Genomic DNA, 18,510 nt, shown 5'->3' with positions numbered 1-18,510 from the left:
TCTATGAGCGAAATCAAGACACTTGAAATGCCAAAGTGGGGGCTGTCAATGGAGGAAGGTTTGCTCGCCCGGTGGGCCATCCAGGAAGGTGACAGCTTTACCAAAGGGCAGGAAATCTGCGAGATTGAAACCAGCAAAATCGTTAATGTGCTGGAGGCGCCTTTCGCCGGTACGCTGCGTCGGATAATAGCCCAACAGGGTGATACCCTCCAGGTAGGAGCCGTTCTGGCGCTGGTCGCTGACACTTCGGTCAGCGATGCCGAACTGGATGAATATGTTGCCGGTCTGGCTACGGTGAAATCAGTAACTCCTGCCACGGAGGCCACCGGGCCGGATGTGGTTGCGCAAGCAGTGGGTAACCTACCTGATGTTGCATCGACCCCATCCAACAAACCTGTGCCGCCCATTGGGCAGACTGAAGTCCCAGCAAGTCTGCAAGGTATAACGGATGTGACTCTGGTTAATGCAACTCCCCATGCGCTACGTCTGTCTGCTCGCCTGGGGGTCGACCTGAAAAAGGTCCGTGGGAGCGGGCGTGATGACCGTGTCTCTGTGGCAGACCTGGAAAGGGCGATAGTTGCAGCTGGCGGCCGCATAGCCCCTCCGCAGATACCTGTTCGACGCAGCAAAACACCACGCTCGCATGCCGATGACAGCCAGGTATCAGCAACTCCGCTGGCGCGCCGTCTTGCCAACAAACTGGGTATCAATTTACACGACTGCCGAAGCAGCGGTTCACATGGCCGGGTCAGTCGTGATGATGTGCTGGCCGCGGCGGCGCTACTTGACGGGCAGCCGCAGACCGGGCCTGCTCAGGAAAGTGTGCCTGCAACCTTTGAGAACATCCCCCTGTCAGGTATGCGGCGGGCTATCGCATCCCGCTTGCAAATGTCCAAGCAACATTCTCCCCATTTTCGTTTGACTGCCGATCTTGACCTGGAACGACTGTTAGCGTTGCGTAAGGAAATTAACAGTGAAGTTCCCGGCGTCAAGATTTCGGTTAATGATCTGCTGGTTAAGGCCTGTGGCCTGGCACTGGTTGCCGTACCGGATGTCAACGTACAGTTTGACGAAGTTACCCAGAGTATCCACCGTTTTGTCGATGCCGATATTTCGGTGGCTGTTGCGCTGCCTGATGGATTAATTACGCCTATTGTTCGCTCGGCGAACCGGAGAACGGTAAGCGACATATCGAACGAAATTCACTCTCTGGTGACCAAAGCCAGGGCGGGCACGCTCAAGCCTGAAGAATTCCAGGGGGGAACCTTTAGCTTGTCCAACCTGGGCATGCTCGGAGTACGGCAGTTTGACGCCATCATAAATCCACCGCAAAGCGCGATCCTCGCAATTGGTACCTGTGAGGCCCGGGCAGTCGTACGTGATGGACAAATAGTCGCGCGCCATCAACTGACTGTTTCGCTGTCCTGCGATCACAGGGTTATCGATGGGGCGCCTGGCGCGGCTTTCTTGCGGGAACTCAAGCGTCTGGTTGAAACACCGACACTGCTGTTTATCCAGGAGGCGAGTTATGCACGATAAATATGATGTACTGATCATCGGGGGTGGGCCTGGGGGATACGTGGCGGCCATTCGTGCCGGTCAACTGGGGCTTCGTACCGCATTAGTGGAAAAGCAACATCTGGGAGGCATCTGCCTGAACTGGGGATGCATCCCAACCAAGGCACTGTTGCACGGTGCTGAGGTGGCGCACAGTATTGCACATGCCAACCAACTGGGTTTTAGTGTCGGGGAGGTGAGTTTCAATCTGCAGAAACTGGTGCAGTTTAGCCGTACAGTGTCGCAACAGCTGACTGGTGGAGTCGAGTATCTGTTGAAGAAAAATGGTGTCAGGGTCATTGATGGCACTGCCCGGCTGTGTGGCAAGGGACAGGTAACCGTATCTGATGCCAGAGGGGAAAAGCATGAGTACCGGGCTGATCATGTTATCCTGGCAACTGGTGCCCGGCCACGGGCGTTACCAGGCATAACGCCCGATGGTGAGTATATCTGGACCTATTTCGAAGCGTTGCAGCCTGAGCGATTGCCGAAATCTCTGTTAGTCATTGGTTCAGGGGCCATTGGCGTCGAATTCGCCAGCCTTTATAACGATCTTGGCTGCAAAGTAACGCTGGTCGAGCAGGCTCCACAGATCCTGCCAGTTGAAGACACCGAAGTGTCTGCAGCGGTGCGCAAATCATTCGAAAGGCGCGGCATTCAGGTCCATACCCAGACTCTGGTGACGCAGGCGCAGGTCACCGACACAGGGGTGTGCTGCACCTTGAAAAACGCCAGTGCCGAACAGTTCCTGGAGGTTGAGCGAGTGCTTTTGGCGGTTGGCGTACAACCCAATATTGAAGATCTTGGGCTGGAAGCGCTTGAAGTTGGGCTGGATCGGGGTTTCATCAAAACGGATGCTGCTTGCCGCACCAACGTATTTGGTCTTTATGCTATTGGTGATGTAGCCGGCCCGCCATGCCTGGCGCACAAGGCCAGCCACGAAGGCGTGATATGTGTTGAGACACTGGCTGGCCTCGAAGGCACAGCTCCTCTTGACCACGACTATGTGCCCGGTTGTACTTACGCCCGGCCACAGGTTGCCAGTCTGGGTTTGACAGAGGCTACAGCACGCGCCAGAGGGCGGGCTATCAAAATAGGTAAGTTCGCCTTGCAGGGTAATGGAAAGGCACTGGCCAGTGGAGAGACGGAGGGGTTTGTAAAGACTATCTTTGATGCTGAAACCGGCGAGCTTCTGGGCGCGCATATGGTTGGCGCACAGGTGACTGAACAGATCCAGGGGTTGGGCATCGCCCGTCATTTAGAGGCCACAAATGAAAGTCTCCTGTCGGTGGTCTTTGCGCATCCAACGCTTTCCGAAGCTATGCATGAATCAATTCTTGCCGCCAGTGGCAGGGCGCTGCACCAATAGGAAAATAGGTAAAAGAGACACAGTCCTGATAGTTGTGACGGGTGACATAACCCAAAGAGCAATAAGGCCTGTTAATAAATGAATAGTTTATGAAATAAACAGGTATGTTACTAAGGCACAGACAACCTTACCCGCATAGCTGAAAGCTGGCATGGTAAATTACTGCCAACCGTCAGCCGGAAATCGGCAACTGGCTCATCTTCTGTTGCGCAGTAATGTCAGACGCTGGCATTTAACCCGTCCGGGAAGGGAAACAGATTAGTAGGGGCTAAAAGTCACAAGGTAAATGAATGTGATGTAGCCCCTGAAACACCAGACCAGAGCGGTCTCTCCATGATGTGACTCACCCCACACCTGGATACGCACTGAAGGCGTGCCATTCTTTCAGAAAAGCGCTTCTTTTATACTGATTTCTTCCACATTCAGTATTGATGACATGTCGAAACCCTGCATATCAGCCCTGAACTCTGCGCTAACCATATACTTCTGATTTATGGCTTGTATATCGGCTCCATCTTTATAAGTTACTACCGCAATGACCTGATTATTTGCTCCCAGGTACACATGGTTAACATATATATCAAATGTGGGAAGGCTGACCATGTGCCTTGGCCAGTGCGTGTGAAAATAAGTTTCTGCGGACAGCGCGTCTTTGAGGGTGTAAATCCTGACCTGTTTCATTTTAACCATCCAGCCATTCAGATTATCGGGAGGGGAACAGACCTAATCATACTGATTTTATTGCGGTGAAATTCACAAAAGACCACATTGTTGTATCGAAAATATGCGGCTCAGTTGAACTGAACGCTATATATCCTTCAGCATCGACACAAACCGCTTTACTGTGTGAGATCGTTCAAAACGACGCCAGCAGAGTGCGATGTCGGTATAAAGTTCTGGCGTTGTTAAAGCATGATAGGTGATGCCGGGCGGTGTGATAGCGGTCATTGATTTTGGCACCAGCGCAAACCCACAACCGGTGGCGACCATCCCAAGGGAAGATGAAAACTGGGAGGACTGCAGCGTGTTTTGCATATCAATGCCTGCCCGTTCGCAGCAACCGTATACACGGTCATAGCAACCCGGTGCGACCTCCTGCGGGAATAAAATCAACGGGGTATCTTTCAACTGCCCCAGGGCAAGCGATTCACATTTTGCCAGCGGGTGAGTCGGATGTAATGCAGCAACCATTGGTTCCCGTTCGAGTATTTTCAGCTCAAAATCCTTGCTGCTATCACAGGGTAGCCGCACAAAAGCGATATCCAGTTCACCTTCTGCCAGCATCGTCATCAGGCTGGACATATTGGCCTCCACCTGGTGGACAGTAACTCCCGGGTTTTGTTGTAAATACAGGTGAATGAGCCTAAAAATCTGAGGATGGAAGGCATCTGAACTGGTGATACCAATCGAAAGGCTGCCATTAAGACCCCGGGCTATTCCTCGGGCTTTTTCCAGTGCGGCATCACTCATCGCCAGGATTTTACAGGCATCCTCATAGAATGCCTCACCCGCCTCAGTCAGTTCCACGCCACGGGTCAGTCGCCTGAACAATGGAGTGCCGACCTCCTGTTCAAGCCGCTTAATCTGCTGACTCAGTGGCGGCTGTGAAATACCCAGTGCTTTAGCCGCTTTGGTGAAGTGTTGCTCGCGCGCCACCGCAACAAAATACCGCAGATAACGAAGTTCCATATCAAAAACGTCTCAAACCAGCATGGTTTCTATATTGGAATTATCAACTGAATCGAGTCAACATTTATTTAACCTTTCTGAAAAAAGTTGAAGAGGCAGGGCATGATTTCGCATTCATCTGCATGTGATTGTCAGGAGAGTTTTCATGAAACTGTACGGGCATTCTCCGCGCAACATCCTGACAGCATCATTTATCAGACATCGCTAATGAGCGCTTTGTTGAGTGGCGTATACGAAGGGGAAACAACTATAGCGAGCTTGTTAACCCATGGCGACTTCGGTCTTGGCACCTTTAATGAACTTGATGGTGAGATGATTGCCTTCAGTAGCCAGGTTTACCAGTTACGTGCTGATGGTAGTGCCCGGGCTGCAATGCCGGATCAAAAAACACCGTTCGCAGTAATGACCTGGTTCCGGCCGCAGTATCGTCATACTTTTGATACCCCAGTCAGCCGCCAGCATATTCATGATGTTATCGACCAGCAAATTCCTTCAGATAACCTGTTCTGCGCATTGAGAATAGATGGCCATTTCCGCCATGCGCACACCCGTACAGTTCCACGCCAGACTCCGCCTTATCGTGCGATGACCGATGTACTGGATGATCAGCCCGTTTTCCGTTTTAACCAGCGCCAGGGCGTGCTGGTGGGGTTCCGCACACCGCAACATATGCAGGGCATTAACGTAGCCGGGTATCACGAACACTTTATCACGGATGATCGCCAGGGCGGTGGGCACCTGCTCGATTACCAGTTGGAGCATGGCACGCTGACTTTTGGCGAAATTCATAAACTCATGATTGACCTGCCTGCAGACAGTGCGTTTTTACAGGCTAACCTTCACCCGGGCAATCTTGACGCAGCGATCCGTTCGGTCGAAAACTAACAGGAGAATCACAGTGAACAGTGAGAAGCAGGCACGTCAGTGGGCACACGGTGCCGACATGATTGTCGGCCAGTTGGAAGAACAGGGAGTTAAACAGGTTTTCGGTATTCCGGGTGCAAAAATTGACAAAGTTTTTGACTCCTTACTCGATTCCTCAATAGAAATCATTCCGGTCCGGCATGAAGCGAATGCGGCATTTATGGCTGCGGCGGTAGGGCGGCTGACAGGTAAAGCCGGTGTGGCGCTGGTCACCTCCGGGCCGGGCTGCTCAAATCTGATTACTGGCATTGCCACGGCAAACAGTGAAGGTGACCCGGTTGTCGCTCTGGGTGGTGCGGTTAAACGTGCGGACAAAGCGAAACAGGTTCATCAGAGTATGGATACGGTTGCCATGTTTAGCCCGGTCACGAAATACGCTGTGGAGGTCACTTCCTCTGACGCAATAGCTGAAGTGGTATCAAATGCCTTTCGCTCCGCCGAACAGGGCAGGCCAGGCAGTGCTTTTGTCAGCCTGCCACAAGATATTGTCGACCAACCAGCAAGGGGCGCGATTTTACCTGCCGGCTCCTCGGCATTGATGGGACCGGCACCTGATGTGGCAATTAACGAGGTTGCGGCCCGCATCAATCAGGCGAAGAACCCGGTTATTTTATTGGGGCTGATGGCCAGCCAGACAGCCAACAGTGCAGCGCTACATCATTTGCTGGAGAAAAGTCGTATTCCGGTCACCAGTACCTATCAGGCGGCCGGTGCCGTGAATCAGGCGCATTTCACGCGTTTTGCCGGGCGTGTTGGCCTGTTTAATAATCAGGCGGGTGACCGTTTGTTACATCTGGCTGATCTGGTTATTTGTATTGGCTATAACCCGGTTGAATACGAACCCGCAATGTGGAATAGCGGCGATGCCACACTGGTACATATTGATGTGCTTCCCGCCTATGAAGAGCGCTATTACACCCCGGATTTTGAACTGATAGGGGATATCGCAGCAACGCTGGAGCGCCTGGCTGGTCGTATTTCCCGTTTGTATGAACTGAGCCCACGCGCTACAGAAATTCTTGTCGACCGTCAGCGTCAGCGGGATCTTCTCGACCGCCGAGGCGCGTCACTCACCCAGTTTGCTTTGCACCCATTGCGTATTGTCCGGGCGATACAGGATATCGTGAACAATGACGTGACGCTGACGGTCGACATGGGCAGTTTTCATATCTGGATTGCCCGCTATCTCTACAGCTTCCGTGCCCGTCAGATAATGATTTCCAATGGTCAACAGACGATGGGGGTAGCTCTGCCGTGGGCAATTGGTGCCTGGATTGTGAACCCGGGGCGCAAAGTGGTTTCTGTTTCGGGTGACGGGGGATTCCTGCAGTCGAGCATGGAGCTGGAAACCGCGGTGCGTCTGCACGCTAACATTCTGCATATCGTGTGGGTGGATAACGGCTACAACATGGTGGCGATTCAGGAAGAAAAAAAATACCAGCGTACTTCCGGTGTTGAATTCGGCCCCGTCGATTTCAAAGCCTATGCCGATGCATTTGGTGCAAAAGGGTTTGCTGTGGAAAGCGCTGATTCGCTGGAAGCGACATTGCATGAAGCAATGGATGTAGACGGCCCGGCTGTAGTGGCCATTCCGGTTGACTATAGCGACAACCCGCTGTTGATGGGGCAGCTCCATCTCAGCCAGATTCTGTGAGTTAATAAAAGGACAAAATGATGCAAAAAGTTGCTCTTGTAACAGGTTCAGGCCAGGGGATCGGTAAAGCCATTGCGCTACGCCTGGTAAAAGAGGGTTTCGCTGTGGCTATTGCCGACTATAACGAAGCAACGGCGAAAACCGTAGCAGACGAGATAACGCATTCAGGTGGTCGCGCTATTGCCGTGAAAGTGGATGTATCTTGCCGTGAACAGGTTTTCGCAGCGGTAGAGTCAGCGCGTAAAACATTGGGGGGATTTGACGTTATCGTCAACAATGCCGGGATTGCCCCTTCCACGCCGATAGAATCTATCACCCCTGAAATAGTAGATAAGGTATACAACATCAATGTGAAAGGTGTTATCTGGGGGATACAGGCTGCTATCGAGGCTTTCCGCAAAGAAGGCCACGGCGGTAAGATAATTAATGCCTGCTCACAGGCAGGGCACACCGGCAACCCCGAACTGGCGGTATACAGTTCAAGTAAGTTTGCGGTACGCGGCCTCACTCAGACTGCCGCACGGGACCTGGCTCCGCTGGGGATTACTGTTAATGCCTATTGCCCGGGGATCGTGAAAACACCCATGTGGGATGAAATTGACCGACAAGTATCCGAAGCGGCAGGTAAACCACTGGGATACGGTACTGAAACTTTTGCCAAACGCATCACGCTTGGCAGGCTATCTGAACCGGAAGACGTGGCTGCTTGTGTTGCTTACCTTGCCGGGCCTGACTCGGACTATATGACCGGGCAATCATTGCTGATTGATGGTGGAATGGTGTTTAACTAATTACTTACTATAAACTCTGACGTGGATTTTCCCCTGCTATATATAGCAGGGGCTTTTTATATCTGGTTTGCAATATGTTCACGTAACCACTTATGTGCAGGGTCACGGTGAACCCGTTCGGGCCAAAGCATAAGCATCTCGAAGCCCGGCACCTCAAAAGGCAGTGGAATAACCTGAAGCGCAATATTTTCCCGCACCAGCCTCCAGGGCACCATCGCCACCATATCTGTATTGGCCAAAACCGCACAAAGGAAAAGAAAATGAGGGACCGACAGCGATACCTTACGTGTAATCCCTTGCTCCATCAAAAACGTATCTGTTATACCGCGAAACCCGCCGCCATCCGGGGAAACCATCGCATGGTCAAGTTGGCAAAACTGTTCCAGTGTCAGGCCTGGCTTTAAGTGGGGATGGCCAACTCTGCCTGCCAAAACATAGTGCTCGGTGAAGAGTGTGCGCCGGTGTAAATCCAGTGGTGCTTCTGCTGCACTCATCAATGCCAGGTCAATGTCACCTTGTTCTGCTTTCCTCAGAACTTGTGAAGGTGAACTTTGCACTACAGATAAGCGGGTTGCTGGTGCTTGTGTTCGTAACGATTCAAGCATGGGAAGCAAAATAGTGTACTCACCATAATCGAAAGCGGAAATCCGCCAGGTCTGGCTCGATTGTTGAGGAAAGAAATCCCCTTGTGGTGCCACAGCCTGTTCAAGAAATGACAATGCCTGCCTGAGTGGTTCGCGCAGTTCATCTGCTCTGGCCGTAGGCCGCATCCCCCGTGCACCCGGTAGTAATAATGGGTCGCCAAAATAGTCCCGCAAACGGGAAAGTTGCACACTGACAGTTGGTTGCGAAAGGTGCAGGCGTTCCGCAGCCCGGGTGACATTATGTTCAGTCAACAGCGCATCAAGCGTGATTAACAGATTCAGGTCGAGACGTCTTAAGGAATTACTCATGGCTATACCTGGAATATAGGAGATTCATTTCAACTATACCTGATGGAAGACTAACGTGTTGCCACTGACGCATTCTCCACTGACTAATAAGGTATTGATGATGAATATTCTTCTTGTTTATGCGCAACCAGAACATACGTCTGTGACACGCCATCTGGTGGATATTGCCGTTGAGGTATTCACGGGGCAGGGACACCAGGTTGAGCAATCCGATCTCTACGGTATGGAGTGGAAAGCGGTATTTGATGGTGATGATTTTCCTGAGCGTGTAAACCCGGCGCGTTTGTCATTTATTGACGAGTCCCGGCATGCTTTTCACCATGGTTGCCAGACACCGGATGTCAGCGAAGAACAACGAAAAGTCCTCGCAGCGGATGCCGTGATTATGCTGTTTCCTCTTTGGTGGTTTGGTATGCCGGCAATCATGAAAGGCTGGATAGAGCGCGTCTGGGCTTACGGCCTGGCGTATGGCTACCAGGGCAAAGGCAATGCGCACCGCTACGGAGAAGGCGCTTTTGCAGGCAAACGGGCACTGCTGGCGGTCAGTGTGGGTGGGCCAGAGCAGGATTATTCCCCGCGCGGGATTAATGGTCCTTTAGAGCAACTTCTGTTCCCGGTCACACACGGTACGTTGTTCTACACCGGCATGGAAGTATTACCCACGTTTGCAGTATATGGCAGTGGGCGTATTGATACGGATGCTATGGCACAGGCAGAGGCCAGGTGGCGGCAACGTTTGAACGCAATGTTTGTTGAGGAGCCAATAGCCTTTCGCCGCCAAAATAGTGGTGACTACCCGGATAGCCACGTACTGGCAGACCATGTATCTCCGGGGCTGTCTGGCATGAGGGCGCACATTGCTGGCAGGTAACCCTTGGTGAAAACACCAGTGTGCCGGATAACTGGCAGTGCGCTGGGTTGAGGCCGGGCTGGGGCAACCACCAGTACTGTTTCGGGAATTACTGGCAAAAACAGTTACTGATGCCAGCCTTCTGGCAGAAATAGACCCGTTACTGGAAATTAAACAGCGCACCGGGGAAGCCGTGTATGGTCCGCGCAGGGAGCACTTGCACGCGTTTATTGAACACGAACTGGCAAGAGGGGAAATCTCACCGAAATTGCCCCTGAGCGCGACGGGAAAAACAGGAGCGCTCGACAGCCTGCTGTACCGCACGGTAATGGGGTAACAATACCCGTTCGTGGACTGAAACAACTGCCCCATCAGCCTGAGCATGGGGCAGTTGTTCCCTGGTGGTTAGTGGACTTTCTGACGGACATCCAGCACAGCCTGCTGGTTGGCGCTCAGCGTTTCATCCACCGTCAGTTTGCCTGTTAACAGGTTAGCGATGTTTTGCGCCACCTGGCTGCCCATCTGGTCGAAACCGGGAATACTGACATACTGAATCCCCTGGTAGGGGACCGGGTTCAGTGTCGGCGTTTCCGGCGAGGCTGTTTCCATGGCGGCAAGCACTTGTTTGGCATAGGGTGCCAGTGCCTGGTAACCCGCTTCAGCATAGGTCGATTTTCTGCTGCCCGGTGGAACAGAACCCCAACCGACAACTTTGGCAACCTCCTGAATATACCCACGTGAAGTGGCCCAGGAGATGAAATCAATGGCCTGTGCACGCTGGGAACTGTTGGCCGGTACCGCCAGCGCCCATGCCCATAACCAGTGAGATCCATTACGAGTAATGTCATGTGGTGCTGAAGCAAACCCCAGTTTGTCGGCGACCATTGAAATCTGCGGGTTGGTCAGCAGCCCGGCAGCAACGGTACTGTCCACCCACATGGCACATTCCCCCTGAGCTGTCAGGCGCAGGATCTGCCCAAAGCTATTATCCACCGTATCCGGTGGGCCGTATTCATGCACCATCGTGACATAATCTGTCAGCACCCGCCGCCACTCTGGTGTGTTCATGGTAGGGGTCCAGCTTTCATCGAACCACTGGGCACCATAGGCGTTGGCGATGGTGTTGATCAGCGCAACGTTATCTCCCCAGCCGGGTTTCCCGCGCAGGCACAAACCATAAATGCCTTTGCTCTTATCCGTCAGCGCGGCTGCAAAATGCTGAATATCCTGCCAGGTGGGTTCTGCCGGCATGCTCAGCCCTTTTGCCGCAAATAAGTCTTTGCGGTAATACGTCATACTGCTTTCACCATAAAAAGGTAGCGCATACAGCGTGTTATGCCACGAAAGCGCTTTGCGCAGCGGGGGCAGCAAATCATTCACATCATAACTGTCGGGTAAATTATTCAGTGGTGCAAGCCAGCCTTTTTCGCCCCATAATGGCGCTTCGTATGTGCCGACGGTAATCACATCAAAGCGTTCACCGTTGCCTTCCATTGATGAATAAATCGTTTTTCTGAGTGCGCCATCATCCATAACATGCCACTGCAAATGGACACCAGGGTGTGACTGTTCATACTGGTCGGAGAGTTGCTGCATAATCGTCATGTCACCATTGCTGATGGTGGCGATTTTCAGCGTTGTGTCGGCCCAACTGAGCACCGGGACGAGCAAACAAAGTGAGGCCAGTAACTTACGCATTATGCCTCCTTGTATTCAAGTGCGGTGTGCATTGCAGCGCCGGACACTGATTTTTCACGATTCTGTGTGTGGAAAAAGGCCATTTTTTCCACCAACAAGTCAGCATGCTGGCGTACAGTCTGGCTGGCATGGCTGGCTTCCTGTACCAGCGATGCATTTTGCTGAATAGCTGTATCCATCAGGTTTACCGCCGCATTGACTTGCTCAATGCCGCTCGATTGCTCCCGACTGGCAACCGCGATTTCACCCACAATATGAACTACCCGCTCAACGCCCTGGTTAATCTCATTCAGCATGTCGCCAGAACGGCTGACCAGGTTACTCCCGGTATTAATTTTGCTCACGCTGGCATCTATCAGGGTTTTGATTTCTGCAGCCGCTTTGGCGGAACGTTGAGCTAACTGACGCACTTCGGTGGCAACCACGGCAAAACCGCGCCCTTGTTCGCCCGCTCTTGCGGCTTCCACCGCAGCGTTCAGTGCCAGTAAGTTAGTCTGGAAGGCCAGTTCATCAATCACCCGGTTGATATCGGCAATTTGGTTACTGGCTTCTTCAATTTCGTGCATGGCTTTCACGGCGCTGTTTAACACATCGCTACCACGTTGTGCCTGTTCGCGCACGGTGGTTGCCAGCGCATCTGCCTGCGAAGCGTTTTCCGCATTATGCTTCACAGTGGCGGTCATTTGCTCCATGCTGGCGGCGGTTTCTTCCAGTGAACTGGCCTGGGAATGGGTGCGTTCAGAAAGGTCGTCGTTCCCCTGAGCCATCTGGCGAGCCGCATCGCGCAGAATATCCGCGCTGCTGCTGACATCCTGCACAATATCTGACAAGCGCACATCCATCGTGGCGAGTGACTGCATCAGTTCCCCCAGTTCGTCGTGCGTGCTGGCGGTGACACGGTGGTTCAGTTCACCATTGGCGATGGATTCCGCCAGGTTACGGGCACGGGAAAGTGTCTGGTGCAATGAACGAATCAGTAGCCAGCCCGCGATAATGCCTGCCAGCAGACCGACAACCAGCATCACTATCAGGCTGTTACGTGCCAGAAGATAGGCGCTGTTACTTTGCTGATACGTTTTCTCGGCCAGCGCGCGCATTTGTGCATCGAGGCTATCAATATTCTTTGCCATCGCCAGTGAGTGCACCCGCAACCGGGTTTCAATCACCACCAGGGCGGCGGAAGGGTTACCTTGCTTAAGCAAACTGCCGGCCTCACTCAGTGCCTGCTGGTAACTATCGAGATCCTGAAAAAAACTGTCACGCAGTCCGGACATATCCTTATGGGTATCCAGACCAGCCCAGGCTTTACGTGCGGCAGCAATTTTTGCGCTGTCGTCCTGAATAACGGCCAGCCGGGTTTCTACTTCACTTGCGCTGGTCCAGTAACGTAACGCTTCAAATAATGTAGAAGACTGGTTTTGTACCATGCGGTACAAACGGGAAGAGTATTGCAAGGGCAGCAGTTCAGTACGATAAGTACTTTCTGCACGCTGTTCTGCATTGTGCAGGCCAAAGATCCCCCAAACGGAGGTGATCACTAATAAAATACAGAGAAAACCAATAATACCGATTAAACGCGCCCGAACGGTCATTTTCATTCTGAACTCCCGGTGAGTAAAAGTTGTAGGCGGAAAATTATTCTTTTTTTGCCTTTCAGCTATCGACTTACCGGGGAATAACTTGAAGGAAATGTCGGAACATGTGCGGTAACTTATGTTTTTGAGGTAAAAAGTGCAGCCCGGTTTTATACCGGGCTGAATATGAGCTTAACCGTGCATATCAAAAAAACAGTCTTTATCTAACTGAATAGTAGCCACTTTCTGTACCGGGCCACGCATCCTGACCTGAAAATCTTTATTCAGGGTAATGGTGAGCTGCCCGCCTGGCATATGCACGGTGACTTGTTCATCCACTAAACCGAGTTTGTACATGGCACTGGCGGCGGCGCAGCTGCTGCTGCCGGAAGCCAGGGTATAACCGGCTCCCCGTTCCCAGATACCAATATTGATATTATTGCGGTCCACAACTTCCACAAACTGCACATTGGTGCGCCGGGGGAATAATGGCAGGGTTTCTACTTGCCCACCCAACTGCCGGACCTGCTCCAGGTCGAGCTTTTGCACACGGATAACACAATGTGGGTTACCCATAGAGACCAGCGTTGCCTGCCAGGACTTGCCACCCAGCATTAATGGCAATGCCAGTGCTTCTGTGCCTTCTACTAATGCTGGCAGGGCGGCAGGGTTAAAACGGGCTTCGCCCATATCCACAACTACCTGATGCGCCCCTTCTTCCACCAGGCAGGAAACCTGTCCGCCCAGGGTATTTACCTTAAAAGGCGTGTGTGCCACGCGGCCGCAGTCGAACAGGTAGCGGGCATAGATCCTGAGACCATTCCCGCTTTTCTCGGCTTCTGAACCATCGGGGTTAATAATACGCAATGTGGGGATATCGCCGTCATCGCCATCCACCAACAGGCCATCGGAACCAATGCCGTAATGGCGGTCACAAACGCGCTGGATCTGCTGGTTAGTCAGTTGCGTAGCCGCACTGTGGTGGCAGACCAGGTAGTCGTTGCCAAGGCCGTGGTAGCGGTGGAAGGTAAGCGGGTTTTCCATGGTGAGTTCCTGAAAGTCATTAACTATTTTCATCAGCAAACCATACCGTTTTTTGCCGGTTATGCCAGTGTTGCTGTTCTGGCAGAAAGAATGTTCAGCATCGGGCTGCAGATATTAGTCATTCTGATAGTTATGACGGTATTTTTGCTGGTTTTTCCACCAACTGCCACAATGGTGGTGGTCATCTGTCACTAACTGCAACTGCGAGCCTTTTATAGGATGGCAGTTGCTGCGTTTTTCATCACTTTTGGATCAGCTCTGACCGCAGTTTTATCGCCCACGTACTTTCCTTGCCCCATCACAAAGCAACTCTGCTGTTTTTTGCACCACATATGGTCAATAAAAGTTCATATCATGCCGCCAATTGCTTCAAACGTGCTGTGTTCTTACGGTTTTTCACTCTGGCACAAAAATGGCATAACCAAGAGAAACTTAACCAACCAGTCAAAAATTGACAGGGGGAGCAGGGGAATGAGCCAGCTAATGTATGAGGAAGAGTCTGCCGTGGTGCCTTTAAAGCCTGCCACGGCACGGCCAGCCGTTACGGTGCGTGATGTAAATGTCATTTACCCGGCGGCAGACCAGCCAGTACATGCACTTAAAGATGTGAATCTGACAATTCGCCAGGGTGAGTTTGTCTCTTTCATTGGGCCATCTGGCTGCGGAAAAACAACCTTACTGCGTGCCATTGCCGATCTCGAACAGGTGAGCTCGGGTGAGTTGCTGGTCAACGATATGTCTCCTTCTGAAGCCCGCCAGGCCGGGGCTTATGGTTATGTCTTCCAGGCACCAGTATTGCTCCCGTGGCGCACGGTGCTGGCGAATGTCATGTTGCCGTTACAAATTCAGGGTGTGCCGCCAGGCCGGTGTGATGAAATTGCCCGTGAGCAACTGGCGCGTGTCGGGCTGAAAGGGTTCGAGAAAAAGTACCCCTGGCAGTTATCTGGCGGTATGCAGCAGCGTGTTTCTATTGCCCGTGCTTTAGGTTTTGAACCCAAAATATTGATGATGGATGAACCTTTCGGCGCGCTGGATGAACTGACCCGCGACAACCTGAACCAGCAACTTCAGCAACTGTGGTATCACGAGCAACGCACGATGGTGTTCGTGACCCACTCCATTTCTGAGGCAGTGTACCTGTCCACCAAAATCGTCATTATGTCTCCACGGCCCGGGCGCATTATTAAAGTGATTGATTCCCCCCTGCCTGCTGAGCGCGACCTTACAATTCGCGACACAGCTGCATTTATGCAGTTATCTCAGGCGGTGAGGGAAGCGCTGGTGGAGGGGCATCATGACCACTAGAACACTCACCTGGGGGCGGCGTTTAACGTTCCATACTCTGCCTGTCAGTGTGGTACTGCTGGCAGTGGTCGTGCTGTGGTACGCCCTGGCTGTGGCGCTGAATGCCCATGGCACCATGGACCGGGTGTTGTCCCACCGGGCTTCCTGGAACACGGCAGACCTGATTGTCGCCTCACTGAATGCCACTCGCCCGTTACTGCCCGCTCCCCATCAAATTGTTGCTGATATCTGGAACAGCCTCACTCAATGGCCGGTGACATCGCCACGTAACCTGTTATTACACACCTGGGTGACGGCCAGCGCCGCATTAACCGGTTTCGTTATGGGAGTGGTACTGGGGATTTTGCTGGCGGTGTGTATCGTTCATTCGCACACCCTGGATAAAGCATTGTTGCCGTGGATTGTGGCTTCACAAACCATTCCGGTACTGGCTATTGCCCCCATCGTACTGATAATTCTCGGTAGTATGGGGATAACCGGTATGTTGCCGAAAGCCACCATCGCCATGTATTTGTGCTTTTTCCCGGTGACGATAGCCACGGTGCAGGGGCTGCGTTCCCCGCAGAAAATGGAGATGGAGCTGGTACACACCTGGGCGGCCAGCCGGATCCATATCTTCTGGATGGTGCGCCTGCCTTCCGCTTTGCCTTATTTGTTCCCTGCTTTTCGTGTCGCTATTGCCAGTGGGCTGGTGGGCACCATGGTGGCAGAACTGCCCACCGGAGCGCAGGCCGGGCTGGGAGCACGCCTGCTGACCAGTTCTTATTACGGCAATACCGTGCAAATCTGGTCGGCACTGGTGATGGCATCGCTGCTGGGCCTGCTATTAACCGGCATGGTCACACTGGCTGAACGCCTGGTGATGCGTAAGCGTAAGGGGGCGTGATGAAAAGTAAAACCATTCCGGGCGTTATCTCACTGCTGCTGGCGCTGCTGTTACTGGCTTTATCCCTGGTTCAACTCTCTGTTGCCTCGCCGGTGAACGGTGCGCTGGTGGTGATAAACCTGGTGTTGATTATCAGTGCGCTGCTGGCCTGTTCACCCACCTTGCCGGTCTGGCGCATGGCGGCTTTTGCCATCACCCTGGCGGCAGGTACCGTTTGGCTGGCGTGGTTGCCGCTCAGCGGGTTAACACTGGCGTCGGTGGCATTACTGGCGGTTGTCAGTGTACAGCGCCTTGCCCGCACGACATTACCGGCAAGCCTGGTTGCCAGCCTGTCAGGGCTGTGGATCCTGGTGTTCTGGCAAATCCTGGTTACGGCGTTTGCAGTGCCTCAGGTCATTTTGCCTGCGCCGCTGGCGATTATATCTGCGCTGGTGAGCAGCTCAGGCATGCTGATGGGCGATGTTCTGCAAACGGTGATCAAGTCTGTCCTGGCGGGTTATGTCCTGGGAAGTGGGCTGGGGATTGTGGTTGCTTTGTTGACAGACCGCCTGCCTTTCCTGCAACGCGGATTGCTGCCAGTGGCAAACCTGACCAGTACCGTGCCACTAGTGGGTGTGGCGCCGATAGCGGTGATGTGGTTTGGTTTTGACTGGCCTTCCAAAGCGGCTGTTGTCACCCTGGTCACCTTTTTCCCGGCTTTGGTGAGTACCCTGGCTGGCCTGAAATCCTGCGGAAAAATGGAGCAGGAACTGATGTATTGCTATGCCGCCACGCCGCGCCAGAGCCTGCTTTCCCTGCGCCTGCCTGAAGCCATGCCATTCATTTTTAGTGCCCTGAAAGTGAATGCGACGCTGTCATTAATTACCGCGATTGTAGCGGAGTTTTTTGGCTCACCCACTGCCGGGCTGGGCTTTCGTATTTCTACCGAATCTGCGCGCATGCATATGCCGGTGGTGTGGTCCGCCATTGTGGTGGCTTCAGTTGCTGGTTCGCTGATGTACGCCCTGGTGGTCCGCCTCGACCGGCGGGTGAATTTCTGGCATCCCACCGTGCGTGGTATGTCGTAAACGAAGTGAATGAAAAATAACGTTAATTAATGATGCTTAGCACGTTTGTATTCCCTTTTTAATGCCGGTGGCTGGTAGCGGTATGCCGGAATGATTCTGGGGATATACATACCTAACCCGAGGAGTTACTCAATGATAAAACGTTCTGCTTTTCGCCGGGGATTGTTGCTGGCGGCAATGTCTGCGACGCTCGCCTTTCAAACCTTTGCCGCAGAGAAAGTGACACTCCAGTTAAAATGGGTGCCGCAGGCGCAGTTTGCTGGTTATTACGTGGCTCAGGCGAAAGGCTTTTATCAAAAAGAAGGGCTGGATGTCACTATCAAGCCTGGCGGAACGGATATTTCGCCAGTCCAGGTGATTGCCGGTAAATCTGCGGATGTCATTGTGGACTGGTTGCCTGATGCGCTTGCTTCCCGCGAAGCTGGCGTTCCATTAGTGAATATTGCTCAGGTGTATGACCGCTCAGGCATGATGCTGACCTGTAAAAAAGCCAGTGGCATTAAAACCCCGGCAGATTTTAAAGGCAAAACCCTCGGTGTCTGGTTTGGCGGCAACGAATACCCCTTCTTTAACTGGATGAACAAACTGGGACTGAAACCGGGTAAAGATATCACCATCTTAAAACAGGGCTTCAACGTTGACCCGCTGCTACAGGACCAGGCTGCCTGTATTTCCACCATGAATTACAACGAATACTGGCAGTTAATAGACGCCGGGCTGAAAAAAGATGAACTGATTAATTTCCCATATGAAGACGAAGGGGTTTCAACCCTGGAAGATGGCCTGTACGTGCGTGGCCCGGACCTCAAAGATCCGGCGTTTGTCAGCAAAATGGCGAAATTCCTGAAAGCGTCATTTGAAGGGTGGAACTATGCCGTTAAGCACCCGGAAGAAGCAGCAAAAATCGTGGTTGCTGAAGATGCCTCCGGTGCTTCTACTGTGGAAGGGCAAACACGCCAGATGGAGAATGTCGCCAAACTGATAACCAACGCGAACACCCCTAAAATTGGCTGGCTTGACCCGGCTGCCTACCATCGCACCATTGATGTTCTGTTGCACAGTGGCGGCGATACCCCGGTGATTAAGAAAGACCCGGGCGATGCTGCTATGACCCACATAGTATGGGATGCTGCAGCCAAACTGCAGTAA

16 protein-coding genes and 1 pseudogene are annotated in these 18,510 nt (G+C 52.7%); 11 read left to right on the top strand and 6 right to left on the bottom strand.

What is annotated here, in order from left to right; translation table 11 throughout:
* The first annotated feature begins 3 nt into the window (after positions 1-3).
* Both MPHASIOC01_RS15845 and lpdA read left to right on the top strand, forming a co-directional pair.
* Positions 4-1,539, top strand: a complete 1,536-nt coding sequence (locus tag MPHASIOC01_RS15845; RefSeq protein WP_353612908.1) for a 2-oxo acid dehydrogenase subunit E2 — start codon at positions 4-6, stop codon at positions 1,537-1,539.
* Positions 1,529-2,926: a dihydrolipoyl dehydrogenase gene (lpdA, locus tag MPHASIOC01_RS15840; protein ID WP_353612907.1), complete on the top strand. Its 1,398-nt coding sequence runs from the start codon at positions 1,529-1,531 to the stop codon at positions 2,924-2,926. The genes MPHASIOC01_RS15845 and lpdA overlap by 11 nt, the downstream gene beginning before the upstream one ends.
* A gap of 384 nt (positions 2,927-3,310) precedes the next feature.
* On the opposite strand, the gene MPHASIOC01_RS15835 is transcribed toward lpdA, so the two are convergent.
* Positions 3,311-3,607 (bottom strand): hypothetical protein, encoded by a 297-nt coding sequence (locus MPHASIOC01_RS15835; RefSeq protein WP_064600954.1) that lies wholly within the window; start codon positions 3,605-3,607, stop codon positions 3,311-3,313.
* A 126-nt stretch (positions 3,608-3,733) separates the two neighbouring features.
* The gene (locus MPHASIOC01_RS15830; protein ID WP_064600952.1) at positions 3,734-4,615 is read right to left on the bottom strand and encodes a LysR family transcriptional regulator; all 882 of its coding nucleotides are present in this window, start codon (positions 4,613-4,615) and stop codon (positions 3,734-3,736) included.
* A gap of 105 nt (positions 4,616-4,720) precedes the next feature.
* On the opposite strand from MPHASIOC01_RS15830, the gene budA reads away from it, so the two are divergent.
* From budA to MPHASIOC01_RS15815, 3 genes are read left to right on the top strand one after another with little or no spacing between them, the layout of a single operon-like run.
* Entirely contained in the window at positions 4,721-5,500 is a 780-nt protein-coding gene (gene budA, locus MPHASIOC01_RS15825; RefSeq protein ID WP_064601034.1) for an acetolactate decarboxylase, read from the top strand.
* A 58-nt stretch (positions 5,501-5,558) separates the two neighbouring features.
* Positions 5,559-7,193: an acetolactate synthase AlsS gene (gene alsS, locus MPHASIOC01_RS15820; protein ID WP_231889229.1), complete on the top strand. Its 1,635-nt coding sequence runs from the start codon at positions 5,559-5,561 to the stop codon at positions 7,191-7,193.
* Between the two features lie 20 nt (positions 7,194-7,213).
* Positions 7,214-7,984 carry a (S)-acetoin forming diacetyl reductase gene (locus MPHASIOC01_RS15815; RefSeq protein WP_064600948.1) on the top strand — a complete coding sequence of 257 codons (771 nt, stop codon included), beginning with the start codon at positions 7,214-7,216 and terminating at the stop codon, positions 7,982-7,984.
* Positions 7,985-8,040: 56 nt separating this feature from the next.
* On the opposite strand, the gene MPHASIOC01_RS15810 is transcribed toward MPHASIOC01_RS15815, so the two are convergent.
* The gene (locus tag MPHASIOC01_RS15810) at positions 8,041-8,937 is read right to left on the bottom strand and encodes a LysR family transcriptional regulator (RefSeq protein ID WP_064600946.1); all 897 of its coding nucleotides are present in this window, start codon (positions 8,935-8,937) and stop codon (positions 8,041-8,043) included.
* A 55-nt stretch (positions 8,938-8,992) separates the two neighbouring features.
* Here MPHASIOC01_RS15810 and MPHASIOC01_RS15805 point away from each other — a divergent pair, with 55 nt between their 5' ends.
* Positions 8,993-9,808, top strand: a complete 816-nt coding sequence (locus MPHASIOC01_RS15805) for an NAD(P)H-dependent oxidoreductase (RefSeq protein ID WP_353612906.1) — start codon at positions 8,993-8,995, stop codon at positions 9,806-9,808.
* A gap of 31 nt (positions 9,809-9,839) precedes the next feature.
* Positions 9,840-10,124: pseudogene (locus MPHASIOC01_RS15800) on the top strand (DNA polymerase beta superfamily protein); the annotation flags it as partial.
* Positions 10,125-10,192: 68 nt separating this feature from the next.
* Here the strand turns inward: MPHASIOC01_RS15800 and MPHASIOC01_RS15795 are convergent.
* The 3 genes from MPHASIOC01_RS15795 to dapF all read right to left on the bottom strand — a co-directional run bounded on the left by MPHASIOC01_RS15795 (position 10,193) and on the right by dapF (position 14,136).
* Positions 10,193-11,485, bottom strand: a complete 1,293-nt coding sequence (locus MPHASIOC01_RS15795; protein ID WP_353612905.1) for a sugar ABC transporter substrate-binding protein — start codon at positions 11,483-11,485, stop codon at positions 10,193-10,195.
* Positions 11,485-13,083 carry a methyl-accepting chemotaxis protein gene (locus MPHASIOC01_RS15790; protein WP_064600940.1) on the bottom strand — a complete coding sequence of 533 codons (1,599 nt, stop codon included), beginning with the start codon at positions 13,081-13,083 and terminating at the stop codon, positions 11,485-11,487. The genes MPHASIOC01_RS15795 and MPHASIOC01_RS15790 overlap by 1 nt, the downstream gene beginning before the upstream one ends.
* Before the next feature lie 168 nt (positions 13,084-13,251).
* Complete coding sequence (dapF, locus tag MPHASIOC01_RS15785; protein WP_353612904.1) at positions 13,252-14,136, bottom strand: diaminopimelate epimerase; 885 nt, start codon at positions 14,134-14,136, stop codon at positions 13,252-13,254.
* A 438-nt stretch (positions 14,137-14,574) separates the two neighbouring features.
* On the opposite strand from dapF, the gene MPHASIOC01_RS15780 reads away from it, so the two are divergent.
* The 4 genes from MPHASIOC01_RS15780 (at position 14,575) to MPHASIOC01_RS15765 (ending at position 18,510) form a co-directional block, all read left to right on the top strand.
* The gene (locus MPHASIOC01_RS15780; RefSeq protein ID WP_064600936.1) at positions 14,575-15,408 is read left to right on the top strand and encodes an ABC transporter ATP-binding protein; all 834 of its coding nucleotides are present in this window, start codon (positions 14,575-14,577) and stop codon (positions 15,406-15,408) included.
* Positions 15,398-16,294 (top strand): ABC transporter permease, encoded by an 897-nt coding sequence (locus tag MPHASIOC01_RS15775; RefSeq protein WP_353612903.1) that lies wholly within the window; start codon positions 15,398-15,400, stop codon positions 16,292-16,294. Before MPHASIOC01_RS15780 ends, MPHASIOC01_RS15775 begins: the two co-directional genes overlap by 11 nt.
* Complete coding sequence (locus MPHASIOC01_RS15770; protein ID WP_353612902.1) at positions 16,294-17,361, top strand: ABC transporter permease; 1,068 nt, start codon at positions 16,294-16,296, stop codon at positions 17,359-17,361. Before MPHASIOC01_RS15775 ends, MPHASIOC01_RS15770 begins: the two co-directional genes overlap by 1 nt.
* A gap of 132 nt (positions 17,362-17,493) precedes the next feature.
* Positions 17,494-18,510 (top strand): ABC transporter substrate-binding protein, encoded by a 1,017-nt coding sequence (locus MPHASIOC01_RS15765; RefSeq protein WP_064600933.1) that lies wholly within the window; start codon positions 17,494-17,496, stop codon positions 18,508-18,510.

Origin of the sequence: Mangrovibacter phragmitis (genome assembly GCF_040429585.1) — a bacterium.
GTDB lineage: Bacteria > Pseudomonadota > Gammaproteobacteria > Enterobacterales > Enterobacteriaceae > Mangrovibacter > Mangrovibacter phragmitis.
The sequence above is the reverse complement of the archived record's forward strand: the minus strand, read 5'-3'. Positions and strand labels throughout refer to the sequence as shown.